General features: G+C 69.7%; 15 protein-coding genes. 7 read left to right on the top strand and 8 right to left on the bottom strand.

Annotated elements, in window-relative coordinates; all coding sequences use genetic code 11:
• Window positions 1-6: 6 nt before the first annotated feature.
• Genes QHF83_RS33315 through QHF83_RS33305 form a run of 3 tightly spaced genes read right to left on the bottom strand, consistent with a single transcriptional unit; the run spans window position 7 to window position 4,483 of the window.
• Complete coding sequence (locus tag QHF83_RS33315) at window positions 7-1,746, bottom strand: glycosyltransferase family 39 protein (RefSeq protein ID WP_282422043.1); 1,740 nt, start codon at window positions 1,744-1,746, stop codon at window positions 7-9.
• Window positions 1,743-2,663 (bottom strand): hypothetical protein, encoded by a 921-nt coding sequence (locus QHF83_RS33310; protein WP_282422042.1) that lies wholly within the window; start codon window positions 2,661-2,663, stop codon window positions 1,743-1,745. The genes QHF83_RS33315 and QHF83_RS33310 overlap by 4 nt, the downstream gene beginning before the upstream one ends.
• The gene (locus tag QHF83_RS33305) at window positions 2,660-4,483 is read right to left on the bottom strand and encodes a hypothetical protein (RefSeq protein WP_282422041.1); all 1,824 of its coding nucleotides are present in this window, start codon (window positions 4,481-4,483) and stop codon (window positions 2,660-2,662) included. The genes QHF83_RS33310 and QHF83_RS33305 overlap by 4 nt, the downstream gene beginning before the upstream one ends.
• Before the next feature lie 58 nt (window positions 4,484-4,541).
• Here QHF83_RS33305 and QHF83_RS33300 point away from each other — a divergent pair, with 58 nt between their 5' ends.
• The 3 genes from QHF83_RS33300 (at window position 4,542) to QHF83_RS33290 (ending at window position 7,745) form a co-directional block, all read left to right on the top strand.
• Window positions 4,542-5,174, top strand: coding sequence for a class I SAM-dependent methyltransferase (locus QHF83_RS33300; protein ID WP_282422040.1), 633 nt, complete (start codon window positions 4,542-4,544; stop codon window positions 5,172-5,174).
• A complete protein-coding gene (locus QHF83_RS33295; protein ID WP_282422039.1) occupies window positions 5,171-6,109 on the top strand; it encodes an NAD-dependent epimerase/dehydratase family protein in 939 nt (312 codons plus the stop codon). The genes QHF83_RS33300 and QHF83_RS33295 overlap by 4 nt, the downstream gene beginning before the upstream one ends.
• Window positions 6,110-6,377: 268 nt before the next feature.
• Window positions 6,378-7,745 (top strand): PAS domain-containing protein, encoded by a 1,368-nt coding sequence (locus QHF83_RS33290; protein WP_282422038.1) that lies wholly within the window; start codon window positions 6,378-6,380, stop codon window positions 7,743-7,745.
• A 356-nt stretch (window positions 7,746-8,101) separates the two neighbouring features.
• Here the strand turns inward: QHF83_RS33290 and QHF83_RS33285 are convergent, their stop codons facing one another.
• A complete protein-coding gene (locus QHF83_RS33285) occupies window positions 8,102-8,968 on the bottom strand; it encodes an SH3 domain-containing protein (protein WP_282422037.1) in 867 nt (288 codons plus the stop codon).
• A 285-nt stretch (window positions 8,969-9,253) separates the two neighbouring features.
• Here QHF83_RS33285 and QHF83_RS33280 point away from each other — a divergent pair, with 285 nt between their 5' ends.
• Both QHF83_RS33280 and QHF83_RS33275 read left to right on the top strand, forming a co-directional pair.
• Window positions 9,254-10,345, top strand: a complete 1,092-nt coding sequence (locus QHF83_RS33280; RefSeq protein WP_282422036.1) for a hypothetical protein — start codon at window positions 9,254-9,256, stop codon at window positions 10,343-10,345.
• Window positions 10,342-11,289, top strand: coding sequence for a hypothetical protein (locus QHF83_RS33275; RefSeq protein WP_282422035.1), 948 nt, complete (start codon window positions 10,342-10,344; stop codon window positions 11,287-11,289). Before QHF83_RS33280 ends, QHF83_RS33275 begins: the two co-directional genes overlap by 4 nt.
• Before the next feature lie 20 nt (window positions 11,290-11,309).
• Here the strand turns inward: QHF83_RS33275 and QHF83_RS33270 are convergent, their stop codons facing one another.
• The 4 genes from QHF83_RS33270 to QHF83_RS33255 all read right to left on the bottom strand — a co-directional run bounded on the left by QHF83_RS33270 (window position 11,310) and on the right by QHF83_RS33255 (window position 15,783).
• Entirely contained in the window at window positions 11,310-13,142 is a 1,833-nt protein-coding gene (locus QHF83_RS33270) for an MYXO-CTERM sorting domain-containing protein (protein ID WP_282422034.1), read from the bottom strand.
• A 119-nt stretch (window positions 13,143-13,261) separates the two neighbouring features.
• Window positions 13,262-13,921, bottom strand: coding sequence for a TetR/AcrR family transcriptional regulator (locus QHF83_RS33265; RefSeq protein ID WP_282422033.1), 660 nt, complete (start codon window positions 13,919-13,921; stop codon window positions 13,262-13,264).
• 46 nt (window positions 13,922-13,967) lie between these two features.
• Entirely contained in the window at window positions 13,968-14,969 is a 1,002-nt protein-coding gene (locus tag QHF83_RS33260; RefSeq protein ID WP_282422032.1) for a prolyl oligopeptidase family serine peptidase, read from the bottom strand.
• Window positions 14,959-15,783: an alpha/beta hydrolase gene (locus QHF83_RS33255; RefSeq protein WP_282422031.1), complete on the bottom strand. Its 825-nt coding sequence runs from the start codon at window positions 15,781-15,783 to the stop codon at window positions 14,959-14,961. Before QHF83_RS33255 ends, QHF83_RS33260 begins: the two co-directional genes overlap by 11 nt.
• Before the next feature lie 136 nt (window positions 15,784-15,919).
• Here QHF83_RS33255 and QHF83_RS33250 point away from each other — a divergent pair, with 136 nt between their 5' ends.
• A complete protein-coding gene (locus QHF83_RS33250; protein ID WP_282422030.1) occupies window positions 15,920-17,314 on the top strand; it encodes a CocE/NonD family hydrolase in 1,395 nt (464 codons plus the stop codon).
• Window positions 17,315-17,385: 71 nt separating this feature from the next.
• Entirely contained in the window at window positions 17,386-18,738 is a 1,353-nt protein-coding gene (locus tag QHF83_RS33245) for a hypothetical protein (protein WP_282422029.1), read from the top strand.
• The last annotated feature ends 59 nt before the right edge of the window (window positions 18,739-18,797 follow it).

The raw sequence follows: 18,797 nt of genomic DNA, 5'->3' as shown, positions 1-18,797 counted from the left end.
CCCGCCCTACCGCCCCTTGCGCCGATAAATCCAGATGACCGGCGTCCCCTGCAGCCCGGCCACGTGCGCCGGCTGCACCGTCCCGTAGGCCACCCAGGCCTGGTATTCTTGCCCCTGCATGTGCTGCTCGTGGTGGTAGAGGGCAAACTCCGCCTCGTGCACCGCGCCGACCGCGCGGATGTCCTTCCGCAGCCGGCCGTCCTTCTGCAGCATGTCCCACGACGGCCACGCCGTATCGTGGATGTAGACCGTCCCGCCCCGCGGCACCTCGCGGTTCAGGTAATCCACCACCGCGCCCGTCGTATAACCCCAGAACGTCCGATTGAGCCCGAGCGTCGCCGCGCCCTTCGCCCCGCCCACGAGCGGCACGTAATTCGAGAGCCCCCACGGATGCGACCCCGCCGTCTCCGCGATCGGCGCCGCGAGCAGCACCGGGACGAGCGCCATCGCCGCCGCCGGCCCGCGCGCGAATCTGCGGACGTTCGCCGCTTTCAGCCGCCGAAGCTCGACGCGGAGCACGGAGACGAGCCAGGACACCCCCGCCCCGGCGAAGAGCGCGAGGAACGGATACGCCTGCATCCAGTGCTTCGTGCCGCCGAAAATGGGCGTCTTCGGCAGGACCCAGGCGCCGTACGAGATGCCGATCGCCATCAGCCAGAGCAGGTCCGTCTCGCCGCCCTCGCGCCGCGCGACCTTGCCTGCCCGCGCCCGCAGAAATGCCTGGATCCGCTCCCGCGACCGCACAGCGAGGCCCAGGGCGAAGAGCGCGAGCGTGATGGTCGGCACCGTCGCCGCCGTCATCACCGGCGCATAGAGGCGCGGCATGGGCGGCGTCCAGTACGTCCGCCCGAGGAACTCCATGTTGTAATACTCGTGATTCAGGTGGAACGACGCATACGCGGCGAGCCGCGCGAACGTGTCCCGCCAGATCCACGGCCAGAGCGCGTACATCACGAGCGGCCCGAGCACGGCCATCGCGCCGAGCGCGGCGAGCGCTCTTTTCAACGTCGGGTGCTCCGCTCGGACAAGCCGAGCTATGCCCCCGACCCCCCTGGGCAACGTTTCCTTCATGTCGCCGCCCGTCAGCCGGTCGCGCACGAGGCAAAGCGCGACGAACGCCACGGCGAGGATCGGCAAGAACCACGCATTGTGCTTGGTATCGAGCGCGAGGCCGAACGCGAGCCCCGTCGCGATCGGCCAGCGATACCCGCCCTCCCGCATCGCCTTCCAGAAGCAATACGTGGCGAGCAGGAACATGGTCACGATCGGCGCGTCGAAGCAGGCGAGGTGCGCCTGATAAAAGAACCGCGGCATGCAGAAGAGCGCGATCGCCGCGAAGAGCCCCGCGATCCGCCCGCGCGCCTCTGTCCCCCACCGATGGACGAGCGCGACGCCCGCGCCCGCGAGGAAGATCCCCGGGAACCGATAACTCGTCCCCTCCATCGCGAAGAGGTGCCATTTCTTCTGCAAGAACAGGTTCGAGAGCGCGAACAGCGATTTGATGAGCCCCGGATGCTCGCTGTTCACCCGCCACGCATTGTCGATCGCCTTCGGCTCGAACGCGGCCCGCGGGTTCTCGAAGAGGAGCTCGAACCACCGGCGATAACTATCCGCCGCGTGAAAGTAAAACCCCTCGTCACGCGCATAACCGAGGTCTCCCACGGTCGCGACGAGCACCACCATCACGAAGCCGGCGAGCAGCGCCGCGACGAGATCATCCTTCCAGGTGAGCTTTACCCCGCTCATCGCGTGTCCGCCTCGAAGCAAAAGTGCCGGTGCGCATGGTTCTTGGCCGACACGAAAAACTCCACGGTCGCGCTCTTCTTGCCCGCGTGGGCGCCGAGCGGCATCTCGAACGCCGCCCATCCATCGCCGTCGCGATGTTCCCAGCGCCCGATCTCCTCGCCGTCGACGCGCACGGCGAGCGCGACCGGCGCGCCTTTCCGCTCCCGCTCGATGATCCAGTACATCCCGCCATGCCCGCGGATCACGCTCCCGAGCGGCACGCCCGAAAAGCGCGTCACGACCTCGCCGCGCGCCGGCGGATGCGCGAAGAGGCAGCGGCGCGGCCGGAAGTCCTCGTCGGCGGCGATGACGGTCGGGCCAATGCTGAAAAACGGGCCGCCAGCGCATTCGAAGCGCGCCGCGGGGAACGTGGGGTGGCCGCCGAGGCCGCCGGCGAGGACACGTGCATTCGTGGTCCACGGGCAGAGGGCCTCGGGGTTCGTCGTGCGCACGCTCGCCTGCGCGGGGCCGAGGCCGTCGACGAAATCGAAGACGACCACGGCGGGGCTCGGGTTTTCGAGTCGCCGGATCACGAAAGGCCCGACCTCGCGCCGGCCCGTCTCGCGAAACCCCGAGAGCTCGGGCGAGGTCTCCCCGAGCGCGGAGATCTCGAGCGCCGTGCGATACCGCGACACGTCCGGCCGCGCGACGTCGCGCAGCGGAAACACCTCGTCGCCGAGCGCTTGCCGTGCCAGCGGCTCGCCCCAGGACGGCGCGACCACCACGAGCTCGCCTTGTTTTCGCTCCTCGGCCATGGGCCCCACGAGGGCAGCCCAATCCGCGAAATCGGGTTTTCGTCGCGAGGACACGAAAAACCCCGCGAGCTCGACGATCCCGAGGGCGACGAAGGCCCCGAGCGCCACACGCGGCCACTTCATCCTTGCACCTTCCCCTCGTCCTCGCGTTTTTCCGCGCGCACGAGCGCGATCGCGCCGATGAGCGCCGCGAACCCCACGAAGAGCCCCGGGACGAACCCCGGCGGCCGATACCACAAGGAGAGCGTCGTCACGCCCTCGGGCAATCGCACGGCCACGCGGTTGTCCACGTTCTCCACCTTGCCCGCCGACGCCCGCCAGCCCTCGTCGTAATTCATGTTGTACACGACGAGCGTCCCCGCCTCCGCGCCGGAAAGCTCGATCGTCGCACCATTCGGGCTCCAATGGGAAAGCTTCGCCGTCCCCGCCCCCTCCGCGACGAAGACCTCGCCCTCGTGACGCGGGTCGTCCGACGCGAGCGCGCCTTTCCGCTCGAACGGCGGCGCGCCGTAACAATCGAGCACGCCCGTGTTGCCGAGCATCGCGAGGTACATCGGCCCCGCCCAGTCGCGCTGCTTGTACTGGAAAGGCGGGTTTTTCTCGAAATGGAAAGGCCGGTCCGCGGGGATGTGATCCGGCGGCACCATCCACATCGACTGCGTCATCGGCTTCTGCGCCCCCCTCGCCACGTCGATCGCGAGGAGAAACACGACCGCCGCGAGCGCCGCGTCGAGCAAGGGCCGCCGTCGGCCCGCCCGCTCCACGAGCCGGCCGATCCCGCTCGCCGCCACGATCGAGAGGATCAGCACCGCCGGATAGAGGAACCGCGAGGGCACGTGCTGCGATCGGAACACCGGCACGTGCTCGTGCAGGAGCGTCCACGGCGCGTTCGGGTGAAAGGCCCCGAGCCCGAGCAGGCCGAAGATCGCGCCCACGACCTTGAGCGCCGCTTCTCGCTTGCCCTGCACGAGGAGCAGCCCGAGCGCGAGGATCAGCACGCCGGGCAGCCCGATGTACATCCCCCACTCGTGCCACCCGTACGCCGGCACGCGCACGGGCCGCGAATGAAAGCCCTGATCCGGCGCCGTGAGCATCGCGAAGAGCGCGCCCATGTCGATCGCCTCGGTCGACGGCACGAGCCGCGGCGCCTTGCCGAAGACGTCGAGCATCGGCAGGAGCTTCGGCGCGGCGAGCGCGACGCCGAGCAGGCCCGATGCGCCCAGCACGACGAGCGGCCGCGCGCTCTTCTCGAGCGCGCCGAGCGCGATCGCATAAAGCCCCAGCGCGAGCACCGTGTGCGGGAGCGGATAGATGCCGCCCGCGTAGACGAGCGCGGCGAACGTGGCCCCGAGCAAGACGATGTCGAGTGCGCGGTGCGGTTTTTCGCGCGCGCGCTCGAAGAAGAACAGCGCCCACGGGAGGAACGCGTAGGCGAGGTGCCAGGTGTGGCCCGAGGCCGTTTGCAGCGCCCAGCGCCCGTTCACCGCCCAGAGCGCGGCCACGAGCGCCCGCGCCCCGTGGCTCTTCGTGAACCGCGATCCGGCCGCGTACGCGCCCGCCGCGCCGAGGAGCGCCATGCCCACGACCTCGATCCGGATCGCGAGGTTCATCGGCAAGAACAGGTACGCGAAGAGCCACGGCGACACGACGACAGTCCCCGCTTCGACGTACCCCCACGCGGGAAATCCTCCGCACGCGTACGGATTCCAGAAGGGCATCTCGTGGTGATCGAGCAAGCTCTTCTTGACCAGGTAGCGGTGCGAGGTCTGCACGTCCCAGTCGTGGAAGCCGAACGTGTGCGTCTTGACGAGCCACGGCAGCAAGACCACGACGACGGCGGCGAGCATCGAGAGGCCCGCGAGGAGCGCGGCGGCGGCGCGGGGCGGATCACGCCGCGCAGCGGCAAGCAAGCGACGCGGAAGGGAGAGGGCGGCCTTGTCCACGAGCGGCGCGGACGTTAGCACGTTGCCACGCCGGGCTGCCTCGGCTAAGCCGCCGTCCGTGCTGGGGATCGACAAGGCCCTCTTCGCGCTGCACCGGCGCGCCGTGACGCTCCCGCGGGCCCGGCGCATCACGGACGCGCTCGCCGAGCTCGCGGGACAGGCGGCGTCGCTGCTCGACGTGGGCGCGGGCGACGGGGCCATCGCCGAGGCCGTCGCCGAGCGCGTGGGCGCGCGCCGGGTCGCGGGCGTCGACGTGCTGGTTCGTCCCCGCACGGTGATCGAGGTCGTGCCCTACGACGGCCGGCGCTTGCCGTTCCCCGACGGCGCGTTCGAGATCGTCACGATCTCCGACGTCCTGCATCATTGCGAGGCGCCCGCCGAGGTGCTCGCCGAGTGCCTGCGCGTGGCCTCCCGCGCGGTGCTCGTGAAGGATCATTTCCGCTTCGGCGCGGTCTCGCAGGCGCTGCTCTTGGCGATGGACGTCGTGGGCAACGCGGAGGCGGGCGTGCTCGTGCGGGGGACGTACTTCTCGCCGGCCGAGTGGATCGACATGGTGCGAGAAGCGCGCGGGCGCATCACCGAGCTCCGCTGGCCGCTGCGCATCCACGACGCCCCGATGCGGCTCGTCACACGTGACGAGCTTCAGTTCGCGGCACGGATCGAGCACGTCTCAGGGATGGAGAACACATGAAGACGCTCGTCGTCGGTGGTGCCGGGTTCATCGGCAGCCACCTCGTGGACCGGCTCGTCAGGCGCGGGCCCGTGACCGTGTACGACAACCTTTCCGTCGGGAAACGTGCCTTCGTAAAGGAACATCTGGATACGGGGCGCGTCACGCTCGTCGAGGCGGACGCGCTCGACCTCGAGCGGCTCACGGCGGCCGCCGCCGGCCACGACGTCGTCTTCCATCTCTCGGCGAACCCCGAGGCGCGCTGGGGTCTCGAGCGGACCCGGCTCGACCTCGAACAAGGCACGATCGTCACGTACAACGTGCTCGAAGCGATGCGCCGCGCCGGCGTCTCCCGGCTCGTCTTCTCCTCGTCCGGCACGGTCTACGGAGACACGCCGGAGACGTGCCAAGAGGGCCACATCGGCCACTTGCCGATCTCGCTCTACGGGGCGAGCAAGCTCGCGGGCGAGGCGCTCATCAGCGCGTTCGTCGAGTGCTTCGGCCTGCACGCGACCATCTTCCGCTTCGGCAACGTCGTCGGCCCCCGCGGCACCCACGGCGCCGCGCTCGATTTCCTGAAAAAACTACGCGACCGGAAGATCGAGCTCGAAGTGCTCGGCGACGGCCGGCAATCCAAGCCTTACCTCCACGTCTCGGACTGCGCGGACGGCATGCTCTTCGGGCTCGATCACGCCGAGGAGCGGCTCGGCCTCTACAACCTCGCCCCGCCCGACCAGACCTCCGTCGCCCGCATCGCCGAGCTCTGCGTGAAGGCCTCCCCCTACCCCGATGCCACGATCCGCTTCACCGGCGGCGATCGCGGCTGGCCCGGCGACGTGCCCCGCTCCTCGATGAGCCCGGACAAGCTCGCGGCCAAAGGTTTCCGGGTGCGCCATTCCAGCGACGACGCCGTCCGCATGGCCATCGAGGCGCTCGCGCGCGAGGTCTTCGGCTAGAGGAATCTCGCGAAAAAAAAGGGGGGCGTCCCCTTCGGAGGACGCGACTTTCGACGCGAGATCCGGCGCGCGGGGACGCCCCCTCGGGCGCGGGTCCGGAGGACCTTCTGCTCGGCTTGCCGTCAATGCACGCGCGATGCCGCTCGCCACGTGTGCAGCGAGCGGACGAGCGACGCAAAGGCGGGCGCACGCTCGGCCGTGATCCGTCGCGCCCGTCGCCTCCCGCCGCGCTCCCCGAAAAAGCCCGAGCCCTGGATTGAGTTCTGATATGGTCAAATTCTTCCGGAGGAGCATCCAGACCATGGGGCAGTCGAACGATACGATCGAGTCCTTGCGCGCCGAGCTCGCGGCGGCGGAGGAGCGGGCGCGGCTCGCGGAGGAGCGCGCGGCGGTCCTCGAGGATCTCATCGCGCTCGTGCCCGGGATCGTCCTGGAGTTCGAACAGGAGCCCTCCGGCGAATTTCGGCCCACGTTCATCGGCGGAATCGGGCTCCAGACGATGCTCGGCTATTCGGTCGAGGATTGCATGAGCACGCCCGACTTCTTCACGTCGCTCATTCACCCCGACGATCGGGCCCAGGCGCACGCGGAGGCGATGCGGTTTCTCGAGGACGGCGAGTCGCACCTCTCGCCGCATCGAATGCTCCGCAAGGGCGGCGGTCATACCTGGGTCGATACACACTTCCTGTACGAGCCGGCCGAGGAAGGGCGCCCGGCCAAGCTCCACAGCGTGGTCTTCGACGTGAACCGCCGGGCCTGCGCCGAGCAAAACGCGCAGGAGGCCCTGCTCAAAGAGCGCGCGCTCCGGCAGCGGCTCGACGGGTTCGTCGCGAACGTACCGGGCGTCGCGTGGGAGAGTTATTTCATCTTTGATCCCAGCGGAAACCGGACGAACTACGTGAGCGACGCGGTCCTGCCGATCACGGGGTACACGTCCGAGGACTGGGGGCGCCCGGATTTCTGGCGCGTGCTCGTTCACCCCGAGGATCAAGCGCACGCCCAGGCCGATGCAGAGCGCGCCTCGGCGGAGGGGAGCGGTTCGTCCGCGTATCGTTGGATCACCAAGGATGGCCAGACGCTCTGGGTGAACTGCCGGATGACGGCGATCCGGGACGAGTCGGGGGCGTCGATTGGCCTGCGCGGCGTGACGATGGACATCACGGACCTGAAGCGCGCCGAGGCGGAGCGCACCGAGGCCCAGCTCCGGGAGCGGGTCCTCGAGGCGCAGGAGGAGAGCTTGCTCGCGCTCTCGACGCCGCTCGTGCCGATCGACGACGAGATCCTCGCGATGACGCTCGTGGGCGGGCTCGACGGGCGGCGCGCGGATCGGGTGCTCACGACGCTGCTCGAAGGCGTGACGCAGACGGGGGCGCGCGCGGTGATCCTCGATGTGACAGGCGTTCCGGAGGTCGAGGCGCAGACAGCGGACCTCGTCGTGAAGGCCGCGAAGGCGGTGTCGCTGCTCGGGGCGGAGGTCGTGCTGACGGGGATCCGGCCGGAGGTGGCGCGGACCTTGGTCGAGCTCGGGGCCGAGCTCGGATCGATCGTGACGAAAGGGACGCTCAAGGCCGGGATCGCGCACGCGATGCGATCCCGCAATGGTGTGTCACGAAAAACGGGATCCGGGGGGCGCTGAGCCCTGAGCATGGGTCTCTTCTTTGGGCCGCCGCGCCGGGGCGCTGCCCCGGACCCCGCGGGGGCTATCCGCCCCTCGACCCGGACCAGGGCAAGCCCTGGACTCGGGGGGAAAAACTGCGCTCCGCGCAGTTTTTCCCACAGGCCGGTGGCAAGACCAGGGACGGCGTCGCCGGTCAAAGCGGTCTTGGTTGGCAGGGTCGTCGCCGGTCTTGACTCGGCCTGTTCGATGAACTGCGCGTTGCGCAGTTCATCGACCCCGGGTCCAGCGCTTGCGCTGGTCCGGGTGCAGGGGCGGATAGCCCCTGCTGGGGCCTGGGGCAACGCCCCAGCGCGGCGGCTCCCCGATGAGACAGGTCACCAGCCGGCGCGGCGGATCGCCTTGTACGACGAGGAGGCCGTGCGCAGGCCGTAGACGCAGCCGGCGGAGCAGCCCTTGCACTCGTAGGCGTACATCGAGCCCCAGCCGTCGCCCTTCTCGAAGAGGATGATGTGGCCGGCGCCGCCCGAGTTGTAGACCAGGGCGTCGGCGGGCTTCACGTTCGAGCGCGAGACCGTCTTCCAGTTCGACGAATCCTTCACGAAATGGATCGTGCCATAGGGGTGCGAGTCGACCGCGACGTCGTCGTTCGACGAGGGGACCTTCCACGCCTTGGCAACGAAGCCCGAGCAGTCCGCGCCGTAGGAGCCGCTGTGCGAGCAGCTCGGGCAGCTCCCGGAGCAGGAGCCCTTCGTCGACGAGGTCGGCCCATCCGACTTCCAGCGGCCGTGGCCCCACCAGTACGAAAAGCCCTTCACCGACTTGCCGCGGTTGATCGCGCCCTGCTGCGCGGCGCTCAGGTCGCTCGAGCCGCCGCCGCCCGAGGAGACCGTCGCGTAATACTTGCCGGAGCTCCAGCCGACCGTGCCGTCGTGCTTGATCTTGTAAAACCCGTTCTTCGGGTCGGCGGCCTCGACCGTGACCTTCGCGCCCGTGGGCACGACGTGGAGGACCGAGTAGCTCGTCCCGGGGCCGGTGCGGAGATTGACGTCCGTCGTCGATTTGAGCGTCGTGCCGACGGAGATCGTGCCGGCCACGCCCTCGCTGGTCGAGCCGAGATCCTCGTTGGCGCCGATGAGCTCCTCGGACGAGTCGTCCCCGGAGCATGCGGGAAGCATGCCCATTCCAAGGGCGATGGCGGCGGCTGCAATCGACAGCGACATGCGGCGAGCGTTGGTCTTCATTGGGCTTTGGCTCCTGGACGTGGAAAGGCCATCGTACAAGCCCCGTGCCAGACGCGTCCATGGCCTCGCGCAAGGGTGTTCCGCGACCAATGCCACAACCGAGCGAGAAAACTTCGGCGACGATGGAACCGATCGAGACGAGGTAAGCCGACTTGGGATTCCGTGCGGCGACCCTCGCATTCCAGGGTTGGATCCATCTTCCCCCACCGGGTGGATCTTTGTTTATCCAGCCCGGTGTTTGGCGCGGGCTTTTCCTTGCGTGTGCGGCTCTGGTAGAACGGGCCCATGCGCAAGAAGGTGGTGGCGCTCGTGGCCGTCCTTGCCGCGGCCGCCGCGGGTGTGGTGGTGGCGCGCGGGTGCTCCGGTGACGGGACGTCGAAGGAGGCGCGGCCGGCGAACCCGAACGGCGAGAAGCCCGCGTCGGGGTCCTCGCCGGACGACGCGCCGCGGCCCACGGGCTCGGCGGTGACCATCGTGGTGGACGCGTCGGCACCGTCGCCCGAGAAGGGGCCGGAAGTCCTGTTCTCGGCGACGTGGGGCGGGAGTCGGATGAATGAGCTCGGCCGGTCGCGCCCGGACGAGGCGAACCCCGAGGCGCCGATGAGCCTGGCGATGGATGCCAAGGGCAACATGTTCGTGCTCGATCAGGTCAATGGCCGGGTCGTGCGTATCGGGCCGGACGGCAAACCCGAATCCGTGATCCCGCTGAAACAGCAAGAAGCGGCGCAGGACATGGCCGTGACCGACGACGGCAAGGTCGCGGTGCTGGATCGATACAACAGCAAATCGATCGTGATGTACGACGAGAAGGGCGGCGTGCTCGGCGAGGTGCCGCTCGAGGGCGAGGGGCTCGACGAGCTCGGGTTCGTCACGGGGGTGTTCGTCGACGGCAAGGACGTGTACGTCGAAAAGGAACACGGCCCGCTCCTGCGAATCGGGACGACCGACGGGCAGGCGGCGGATCGCACCGAGGTCCCGGGACGGCCGACGCGCGACGGGCTGAGCTACATCAAAGCCGGGATCATCGAGCCCGAGGCCGGGCGGATGTACATCTCGTCGGTCGATCGGTCGACGATGCAGCACCGGTACACGCGCGAGATCCGGCAAGGGAGCGAGATCCGCGGGATCTTGCTGCTCGACACGGACAAGACGGGGACCATTTATCTGGCCACGCTCCTCGTGCAGAACGACCAGGAGTCCGTGGTCCTGTCTTGCCACGAGCCGCTCAAGGGCATTCCGACGGGAACGGCGGTCCTTCCCGTGAATACGATGCCCGAGGAGACGTTCCGCGACATGGCGGTGCTCGACGAGGGCGGCGTCGTGTATTCGGTGCGGACCGAGCAGGGCGTGAGCTACCAGAAATACGATTGCCAATGACCAAGCCGCTTGCCCGCCCCGAGCCTCGCGTGGTCGTCATCGACGAGCTGCGCCACGTGGAGCTCGAGCCGGGTCCCGGGGCGGGGCCGTGGATCCAGGCCGCCGTGAATACGGTGGTCCTCGCGGGCGCGAGCGCGGGGATTTACGCCGTCAGCAAAGGCAGTGCCTGGTACGCGTTCGGCCTCCCGCTCATCGGGGCCCTTCGAGGCGTGGTCATCGCCAAAGATCTGAGCCCGTTCGGCCGCCGCGTGGCCATGCGGATCGAGCCGTGGGGGTTCGTGCTGGATCCCGAGGGCAAACAGAAGGTCCTCCCGTGGCCGCGGATCTCGCAGATCCGGCACCGCACGATCGCGATGAGCGAGGGGTCCGTGGAGATGTTTTTCGTGGAGGTCGGCCGCCGGACGTATCGCGCGGTTTGTCCCGCTTCGGCGCCCATCACGGTGCTGCCCGTGGCTTTCCCGGGGTACGTCGCGGCGGCGGAGCGGCCCGTGGCGCTGGATCTCGACGGCGCGGTGTCGATCGAAGGAACGCGGGCGACGTTCGCGGAGCTTTGGGGCCGGGCGCGGCGGATGCTGGAGTCGCCGGATGGAGCGGCGCAGCTCGGAATGCCAGCGGCGGGGTATCGAGGGGTGGCGTCGCGGACGCCGGGGCACGAGACGGCGTCCATCCTGCGGGGCGCGCTCGTGGGGCATCGGCGCGCCGTGGACGAGGGGCCGCTCGCCGCGATGCTCGCGGCCATGCTGGGAACGCGGGAGCTGCTTTCGGAGGTGCTCACGCTCTGCATGAGCCCGAGCCCGTTCGTCGCGGCCGTGGGCAAGGCGGCGGCGCTCCGGCTCGGCGCGGCGCCGATGCAGCCGGGCGCGGTGGAAGAGGTTTTACCGTTTCTGCCGGCAGACGAGGTGCGGGCGATCGAGCGATTCGCCCGGGGCGAGGACGGGAGCTGACGAGCCGAGGGGCAGGCGCGTCACGCGCGCCGGACGCGCCTCCGCGAGGCAAGGAGGAGCCCGAGCGCGAGCATGGAGAGCGCGGGGGCGCTTCCCGTCTGCGGGGAGGTTCGGCATCCACAGCCGCCCTCCTCGGAGGTTTGGCCGCCGCCTGCGCCGCCTGCGCCGCCTGCGCCGCCTGCGCCGCCCGCACCGCCTGCGCCGCCGGTGCCACCCATACCGCCTGCGCCGCCTGCGCCACCGGCGCCACCGGCGCCGCCCATGCCACCGGCACCGCCCGCGCCGCCCATACCACCAGCGCCGCCCATGCCGCCCATACCGGTCATGCACGCGCCGGCTTCACACACGCCGTCCGCGCAGGGCGTTCCATCCACCACGAAACCGTCCGCGGGACACGCCACGGTTTGCCCGTCACACGCCTCGGCCACGTCGCACACGCCTGCGGAAGCACGACATTCGACACCGGCCGACAGCGGCGCGCACGTCCCGTCCATCGCCGCTCCCGCCGCGACGCTACACGCCTGGCAATCGCCGGTCGCGCCTCCGCCGCACGCCGTGTCGCAGCAGACGCCGTCCACGCAGAAGCCGCTCGCGCATTCCGCCGCGGCCGCACACGCATCCCCCAGGCTCGACGCCAGGACGAACGTGTATGCAGCGCCGGCATTCTGGCCTTTGTCCGCGTCGCTGGGCGCTCCGAGGAGCGCCGTATTTCCCGAAAGCGCGACCGACGAAGCAAGCTGGTCCCCCGCCCCGCCCTGCACGAGGAGCTTCGCCTCCTCGACCCACGCCCCGCCGCTCCGCACGAACACGTAGGCCGAGCCGGCCTCCGCGCCCTGGTCGCTGTCGAGGTACGCCCCCACGAGCGCCGTTTCCCCCGACAGCGCGACGGACGCGCCGAACTGGTCCCCAGCCGCCCCGTCCTGGGCCACGAGCTTCCCCTGCGGCGCCCACGTCGCCCCATTCCGCACGAACACGTACGCCGCGCCGGAATCCATGCCCTTGTCATCGTCCCCATATGCGCCCACGAGCGCCGTGTCCCCCGACAGCGCGACCGAATCGCCGAATGCATCGTTCGCCGCCCCGTCGTTCGCCAGGAGCTTCGCCTGCTCGGTCCAGACGCCGCCGCTCCGCGTGAACACGTAGGCCGAGCCGGAGTACGATCCCTTGTCGTCGTCGCCGAGCGCGCCCACGAGCGCCGTGTCCCCCGACAGCGCGACCGAATCGCCGAAATAGTCCTGCATGGCCCCGTCGCTCGCCACGAGCTTCGCCTGCTGGGTCCAGGCGCCCCCATTCCGCACGAACACGTAGGCCGAGCCACTGTTTCCGCCCTTGGGGTCGTCCCCGAACGCCCCCACGAGCGCCGTGTCCTCCGACAGCGCGACGTGATTGCCAAACGAATCACCCGTCGTCCCGTCGCTCGCGACGAGCTTCGCCTGCTGGGTCCAGACGCCCGCATTCCGCACGAACACGTACGCTGCGCCGGGGCCCTTGCCGAGGGCGCCCACGAGCGCCATGTCCCCCACGAGCGCGACCGCGCTGCCGAATTGATCGACCCCCGTGCCGTCGTTCGCCACGAGCTTCGCCTGCTCGGTCCAGACGCCGCCGCTCCGCACGAACACGTAGGCCGCGTTTGCACCGCCGTAGCCCCCCACGAGCGCCGTGTCCCCCGCGAGCGCGACCACGCCGCCCATACGGTTGTTCATGGCCCCGTCGCTCGCCAGGAGCTTCGCCTGCTGCGTGGCGACGAGCGAATCGATCCCCACCGGGAAATCCGCCTCCTGCGCCTCCTCGGCCGGGGCGATGAAAGGCGCGGACGGGGTTTCACCGCCGCAGCCCGCGATCGTCAAGCACATGGTAAGGAAGAGGGCGTGGCGCGGCCACGGCCCGACAAGCAATCGTTCGCCGTTCATGGAAACCGGTGTCCTCTTTGCTGGCTTTCGCCGTCGTTCCCCTCGAATTCGACGCGCGTCCGTCAGGCCCTCCGTCCGTCAGGGCTCCTGTAGGCGCGCAACATTCGAAGCGAGAGTTCGACATGTACGTCGGCGAGCGCGTCGAGCGAGAGCGCCTCGGTCGGCTCGTACCAATACGGGATCCGCACGCCGATCGCGGAGAGCGCCGCGGCGGTCGCCGCCTTGTCGGGCACGGAAAACCGCCCCATCGCCACCCCGCGCTCGAGGACCCCGTGGAGGAGCGCCATCGATTGCGCGCGAATCGCGAGCGCCGGCGCGGCGAGATCGGCGGTCAGGGCGTAGATTTCCTCATTGACCACCACGGCCAGGTGCGGATAACACGCGTGCACGAGGGTGTGGGCCCGGACGAGCGCGCAGATTTGATCGATGGGATCGTCGCACGCGCCGGCCAGCGCCGCCCGCAGGCCGGATGCGTGCACCTCGTGGCCCACGCGGACGAGCTCCGCGAGGACGTGGTCCTTCGAGGGAAAGTGTGCGTAGAGCGCGCTCGGCTGCAGATCCAGCGCCTTCGCCACGTCGCGGACCGAGGTGCCGTGGAAGCCCTCGTTCGCGAAGAGCTGCAAGGCGACCTCCAGGATGCGCCGCCGCGTGCCGTCGGGCACGGAGGACGGAGGGAGGGTCGCCTTTGCAGCCCGCAAACGAGAGGCCCTGAGGGAGCTCATGGGCCGATTGTCGGAACGAACGTTCGTTTCTGTCAACGGGTTCGCCTCAGGGATGCGCATCGAACCAGGCGACGACCTCTTCGGGACCGGCCGCGAGCCAATCGTGCCCCACGCCCGGCTCGGTGACGACGCGCGTCTCCTTGCCCTCCGTGACGAGGCGCGCGTTGTACTTCTCCATCGTGCCGATGGGGACGACGAGATCGGCCTCTCCGTGGAGGAAGAGCGTCGGCGGGTGATCCGCCGGCAGCGCGTCGGGCAGGACGCAAAGCGGGCCGCTGCACGTCGCGTAGGACCCGGAGTGGATCGCGAGCGCGCGGAACTTCCCCTGGTAGCTCACGGCCATCCGGCTCGTCATGTAGCCGCCGCTCGAGATCCCCGTCGCGTACATGCGCGCGCTGTCGAGCGGGCCGAACGAGCCCGCGGCGATCGAATCGAAGATCGAGAGCATGAAGTCGTGGTCCGGCGCGGTCGACCAGGCGATCGAATATGGAGGGACGTTCGTGTCCCAGAACGTCGAGCCCTCCGCATGCGCCTCCGGAGCGAGCACGGCATAACCCGCGTCGAGGAGCCCCTTGATGGTGAGCGCCAGGTGATAGACCCCGTGGGGGCCGTCCACGGCGCCCTTGAACATCTTCGGGGGACCATAAAACGAGCCCTGGAACAGGAGCACGACGGGAAACCCCTTCGCGGGCGGCGTCCCGAGCGGCACCTGCCAGGCGACGTCCCGCAGAATCCCCGATTGCGCCGGGATGCTCTGGGTCTCGTAAGGACACGCGACCTCTTGCGGCGAGACCGTACAGCGCGATTCGGCGCCGCCGCCCGCGCCCGCGGAACCGCCGCTTCCGCCGACGCCGCCGCTTCCGCCGACGCCGCTTCCCCCGACACCGCCGCCTCCGCTTCCGCCGACGCCGCCGCTTCCCCCGCCTGCGCCGACGCTGCTGCTGGAGCTCGAGGCCTCGGAGCCTTCGCCGGGCGGCTCGATGTTGATGTTGCATCCGCCGGCGAGGACGACGAGCGGCATCAAGAAACGGAAAACTTCACGCACCATGACAAACCTCCTCGTGTTCTGCCGGCGCCGTCGCCTGCTCCTCCAGAAAATCGAGCAAGAGCCGGTTGAACGCTTCCGGTTGATCGATCGGTGTGCAATGCCGCGAGTCGGCGACGACGGCCACGCGGCCACGCGGAATCCGGGCGGCGTAGGCCTCCTTCGCCGCGACCGGGGTGTAGTCCTTGTCTCCCGTGACGACGAGGACCGGGCACCGGATCGTGCCGATCCGCTCGGCCACGCTCCAGCCGAGGATCGCCTTGGTCGCGGCGAGATACGCGGCCTCGTCGTTCTGCCCGAGGCGCGCGGCGAGCTTCTGGCGCAGCGCCTCCTGGTCCGAGCGCGGGAAGTTCATGGCGGCGATCTTCCGGGCAAACCCTCGCACGCCGAGCAAGCGCAAAGCGACGAGGCGCTGCACGACCGCGAGGTGCTCGCGCCACGTGCGCGGCACGAAGGCCGGGGCGCTGTTCACCACGACGAGCGATCGGACGAGCGAGGGCGCGTCGACGGCGAGCTGAAAGCCGATCATGCCGCCCATCGAGAAGCCGACGACGTGGGCCGGGCCGAGCGCGAGCCGTCGCAGGAGCTCGGCCACGTCGGCGGCGAACGTGGCGATCCGATACGGACCCGGGGGCTTCCCCGAGCGGCCGTGGCCACGCAGATCGACGGCGACGACCGTGTATCGCTCCGCGAGCGCCGGGACCTGCATCTCCCAATCGAGCAGGCTCGAACCGAGGCCGTGCAAGAGCAGCACGACCTCCCCTCGCCCCTTCACTTCGTACTGGATCTCACACCCATCAACGTAGATGTGCGGCATCGTTCACCTCGACCGCGATCCGGATCACTGAACGATCGTTCGTTAAGATCCTGCGTACCAGAGATCAGGCTGGGAAGTCAACAGGCATTGCGACCGGGCGCACCTCGGACTCCCCTGCCCGCGGTATGCTCGCGCCATGCGATTCCTTTCCTTGATCGGTTTGTTCGGGCTCCTCGCGGCGTGCGGGGGGAAGGAGCCCTCGGGCGCCGGTGGCTCCGCGGGATCGGGCGGTTCCGGCGCCGGCGGCGCGGGCGGGGGCGGCGGTTCGGACGCGATCACCTACGAATTCGAAACGATCGGCCCCCGCAGCGCGACCGTGGACATGACGACCTACGAGGCCAGCCTCGTCGCCGCGCATCGATCCGACGGCGGGACGTCGTATCTGATGGTGATCCCGGCCGCGAAGACGAAGGCCCCGGTCATCGTCGACATGGCGCCGTACACGGGGATCGATTGGACGGGCGAGGAGGTCGATACCCGCCACGCGACCGAGCACGCCGGGCCCTTCAGCTTCTATCCGGACACGGACGCGCCGCTCGACCCGCCGTCGACCGAGAACTGCGCGTACGGCTTCGTGCCCGCGGAGACGCAGATCCAGGGCGAGGCATTTCACTTGCTGAACGGCCACTCCGTGATCGTCGCGTTCGGCCGGTTTTATGCGGGCGGTGCGCTCGCGGACGACGCCGCCGACGCCGCCGCGCCGTTCCATTACATCGCGGCGCACGCGGCCGATTTCGACGCGGAGCGCATCGGCGTGCACGGGAACTCGTGGGGCGGTTTCATGGCGCTCGCGGGCATCGGCAGGCGCCCCGCGGGGCAATCGATCCGCGCCGTGACCGCGGCCAATCCCCCGACCGATTTCGTCGATTTTTACGATTACTGGAAGAGCACGCTCCCCGCGGTGTATCCGTACAAGGACGAGCTCGGCTTCTTCGAGGCATATCGGCGACGCATCGAGACGACCACGGGCGGCCCGCCGGCGGAAAACGAGGCGGCATTCGGAACATGGCGGCGCGACGCGCTCTGCGCGGGGCTCGACGGCGACGTGATGATCCCGCAGGACGACTGGGACACGCTGGTGCCGGTCGCGCAGACGGAGTCGTTCCTGGCCGCGTGCGGCGACAAGGCGCGGGGGCTCTTCTGGCGTCGCCGCACGCCCGTGGACTACGCGGCGATTCACCTGGCCCACGGCGCGCTGGAGCAGGAGCCCGGCTTCCCGTCGTCACGAACGCTCGGGTTTCTGCACCTGCACCTCTCCCTCGCGACCGAATCCGACGTGGTGCTCGCCTACTACGACGACGCCGCGCTGCGGGTCTTCTTCCAGACGGTCCACGACGCCCAGGTCGACGGCAAGGACATCACGTACGCCTCGCCCGCGCTCGCGGACCTGCTCGATCCACGCGTCGTCGCCTACGACTTCGGAACGATGCAGATGAAAGCCGGGCCGGAGCTCGTGAGCGCGATCGTGAGTGAGATCTGGGGAACGCCGGTCGGCCCGGCGGAACTCGCCCAGGGCTTCCCCGCGCCCTGAGGGGCGTCGAGAAACGCGTATCCTTCGGTCGCGGGGCCGAACACCCCCCTTCTTCCGAAAGGATACGCGTGATGAAGATACCGACCTTGCTTCTCGCCTGCGCGGCCCTCGCCGTCGGCTGCACTCCCGAAGAGAGCCCGCCGCCCGCGGGAAACGCCTTCAGCATCCGCGCGGGCAGCACGAGCTGCGACCGCGGCATCGAGGTGGCCACGAGCGGAAGCGGCGACGTCGCCCTCGTCGGCACCTTCGAGGGGACGGTCGACTTCGGCGGCGGCCCGCTCGTCTCCGCCGGCAGCACCGACATCGCGTTCGCCACGTGGGACGCCGAGGGCAAACCCGGCGCGAGCATGCGCTTCGGATCGGCCTCGCAAGACGGCATCCCGCGGATCATCGCCGCCGGCGAGGACGCGTGGGTGATCGCGGTGAACACGCAGTCCGAGCTCGATCTCGGCGGCGGGCTGCTCACGCCCACGGGCGCGGCGGGCGCGGCGATCGGCAAGCTCGACGCGGACGGCAAGCACGTCTACAGCACCATGCTCGGCGCGACCGTGTCCGGGATGGCCGCCGGCGGGGGCGACACGCTGGTCGTCACGGGCAGCTTCAGCGGCACGCTCGTCCTCGGCGACGAGACGCTCACGAGCGTGGGCGCGACGGACGTGTTCGTCGCGAAGCTCGACGGGAAAGGCGCGGTCGTCTGGGCTCGATCCTTCGGCAGCGCGGGCCTCGAGTCCGGCATGGATGTGGCCGTGGACGCGAGCGGAAACGTCCTCCTCGGCGGCGGCATGCTCGCGCCGGTCGATTTCGGCGGCGGGCCGACGACGATCGCGGGCGGCGTGGACGCCGTGTTCGTGAAGCTCGACGCGGACGGCAACCACGTCTTCACGAAGACCTTCGGCGACGTCGCGGACCAGGTCATCCAGGCCGTGGCCACGGACGCGCAGGGAAACATCCTCTTCGGCGGGCTCTTCGAGGGCCGGCTCGATTTCGGCAGCGGCGAGCTCGCCAGCCAGGGCCGCGATCTCTTCCTCGGAAAACTCGATCCCACCGGCGCCGAGCTCTGGACGCGCACGTTCCGGCTCACCTCCGCGGAGTGGGACGACTCGGCGCCCCGGATCGCGGCCGATCCCAAGGGCGGGCTCGTCGTGACGGGGACGTTCACCGAGGCCGTGAACCTCGGCGGCCTGGCGCTCGAAGCTGCCGGACAGACCGACGTCTACTTCGCGCGCTACGACGCCACGGGCAAACACGTCCAGAGCCGCGCGATCGGCGATGCGAGCTACCAGCTCGCCGGCGGCGTCGCCGTCGACCGGACCGGCGCCGCCGCCATCACGGGCTCGTTTTACGGGACGATCGACTTCGGCCAGGGCCCGCTCGAAACCGCGGGCGACTGCGACCTCTACCTCGCGAGGTTCCCCGCGCCCTGACGGCACCTTTGCATCGGCCGCATCGCGGCCGATGCACCAAAGGTCCAGCGCTTGCGCTG

Source organism: Polyangium sp. 15x6 (assembly GCF_029960785.1).
Lineage (GTDB): Bacteria > Myxococcota_A > Polyangia > Polyangiales > Polyangiaceae > Polyangium.
Note: the sequence above shows the minus strand (reverse complement) of the source record. Positions and strands in the feature narration are given on the sequence as shown.

Bases quoted from the DNA above. Each gene is read 5' to 3' on its own strand.
- QHF83_RS33315 (WP_282422043.1), bottom strand. From the start codon at position 1,746: ATGAGCGGGGTAAAGCTCACCTGGAAGGATGATCTCGTCGCGGCGCTG.
- QHF83_RS33310 (WP_282422042.1), bottom strand. From the start codon at position 2,663: ATGAAGTGGCCGCGTGTGGCGCTCGGGGCCTTCGTCGCCCTCGGGATC.
- QHF83_RS33295 (WP_282422039.1), top strand. From the start codon at position 5,171: ATGAAGACGCTCGTCGTCGGTGGTGCCGGGTTCATCGGCAGCCACCTC.
- QHF83_RS33290 (WP_282422038.1), top strand. From the start codon at position 6,378: ATGGTCAAATTCTTCCGGAGGAGCATCCAGACCATGGGGCAGTCGAAC.
- QHF83_RS33285 (WP_282422037.1), bottom strand. From the start codon at position 8,968: ATGAAGACCAACGCTCGCCGCATGTCGCTGTCGATTGCAGCCGCCGCC.
- QHF83_RS33280 (WP_282422036.1), top strand. From the start codon at position 9,254: ATGCGCAAGAAGGTGGTGGCGCTCGTGGCCGTCCTTGCCGCGGCCGCC.
- QHF83_RS33275 (WP_282422035.1), top strand. From the start codon at position 10,342: ATGACCAAGCCGCTTGCCCGCCCCGAGCCTCGCGTGGTCGTCATCGAC.
- QHF83_RS33270 (WP_282422034.1), bottom strand. From the start codon at position 13,142: ATGTGCTTGACGATCGCGGGCTGCGGCGGTGAAACCCCGTCCGCGCCT.
- QHF83_RS33265 (WP_282422033.1), bottom strand. From the start codon at position 13,921: ATGAGCTCCCTCAGGGCCTCTCGTTTGCGGGCTGCAAAGGCGACCCTC.
- QHF83_RS33260 (WP_282422032.1), bottom strand. From the start codon at position 14,969: ATGGTGCGTGAAGTTTTCCGTTTCTTGATGCCGCTCGTCGTCCTCGCC.
- QHF83_RS33255 (WP_282422031.1), bottom strand. From the start codon at position 15,783: ATGCCGCACATCTACGTTGATGGGTGTGAGATCCAGTACGAAGTGAAG.
- QHF83_RS33250 (WP_282422030.1), top strand. From the start codon at position 15,920: ATGCGATTCCTTTCCTTGATCGGTTTGTTCGGGCTCCTCGCGGCGTGC.
- QHF83_RS33245 (WP_282422029.1), top strand. From the start codon at position 17,386: ATGAAGATACCGACCTTGCTTCTCGCCTGCGCGGCCCTCGCCGTCGGC.